Origin of the sequence: Caballeronia sordidicola (assembly GCF_001544455.2) — a bacterium.
In the GTDB taxonomy this organism is placed as follows: Bacteria; Pseudomonadota; Gammaproteobacteria; order Burkholderiales; family Burkholderiaceae; genus Caballeronia; species Caballeronia sordidicola.
In genome coordinates this window covers 1-1074 of record NZ_FCOC02000063.1, presented here as the reverse complement: position 1 = coordinate 1074, position 1074 = coordinate 1, and the positions used below count along the sequence as shown (strand labels likewise).

2 protein-coding genes are annotated in these 1074 nt (G+C 57.6%); both read right to left on the bottom strand.

Going from position 1 to position 1074, the window contains the following annotated elements; all coding sequences use genetic code 11:
• On the bottom strand, window positions 1–548 hold a 548-nt coding region (locus AWB64_RS30580; RefSeq protein WP_060859149.1), incomplete at its 3' end, for a YceI family protein.
• Between the two features lie 37 nt (window positions 549–585).
• Window positions 586–1074, bottom strand: a 489-nt coding sequence (locus tag AWB64_RS30575) for a YceI family protein (RefSeq protein ID WP_060859148.1), incomplete at its 5' end; no start/stop codon positions are given.

Here is a 1074-nt window from a genome sequence, read left to right as displayed (position 1 = left end):
GTCGTCTTCATCTTGAAGCCGTAGGTCTTGCCATAATCCACGCCGAAATCGCCCCGATCGAACGTCGCCGTCGACTCCGTGCCGCACACTTCCTTTTTCAGCATCGGGTTGGTGAAGCACTTGAACGACTCGATCTTCAGGTTCACCGGCTTCGTCACGCCGTGCAGCGTCAGTTCGCCGATCACTTCCACCGGCACGTCGCCCTTGAACTTCATCGACGTGCCTTTGTACGTTGCCGTCGGGAATTTCTCGGTATCGAAGAATTGCGCGCTCTTCAGTTCGCCGTCGAGCTTCTCGTTGCCAATGTTCACCGAGGTCATGTCGATGGTCGCCTCAAGCGTGCCCTTCTTCGCTTCCCGGTCGATCGTCACCGTGCCGCTGCTCTTGTTGAACTTGCCGCGCCACACCGAGATGCCGCCGAAGTGATCGGTCTCGAAGCTGGGATACGTGTGGCTCGGATCGAGCTGGTACGTGACTTCCGCCGCCATTGCGTTAGCCGAAACCACCACGAACAACGCGCCTGCTGCAATCAAAAGGTTCTTTTTCATGTGTTTTCCTGGATGAATGACGAGTGTTGAAGACCGTTTATTTCTTGAGCGCGACGAGATGGAACTTGATCACGACTTCATCGGCGACAACCGATGTGTCTTTCCACTCGCCCGAGCCCACGTCGAACTGCGTGCGTTTGATGGGCAATGCGCCATCGAAGGTTTGCGTCGCGCCTTGCTGCGTGACGGTGACCGGCACGGTCACGTTCTGCGACTTGCCCTTGATGGTGAGCTTGCCGGCGACGTTGTACTTGTTGCCGCCGGCCGGCGCGATGGAGGTCGAGGCAAACGATGCGCTTGGGAAATGCGCGACGTCGAACCAGTCCTTGTCCTGTGCCTGCTTGTTGTAGCTGTCGTCGCCGAGATCGTAGCTTGCGGTATCGATGGTGATGTTTGCGTTGCCGGCAGTGGGCTTGGCGGGATCGAAGTCGAGCGTGGCGGTGAACTTCTTGAACTTGCCATCGACGGGCACGTTCATTTGTTTGGACGTCGCCGTGACGGTGCTTTTGGTTGTATCGACCTGGGC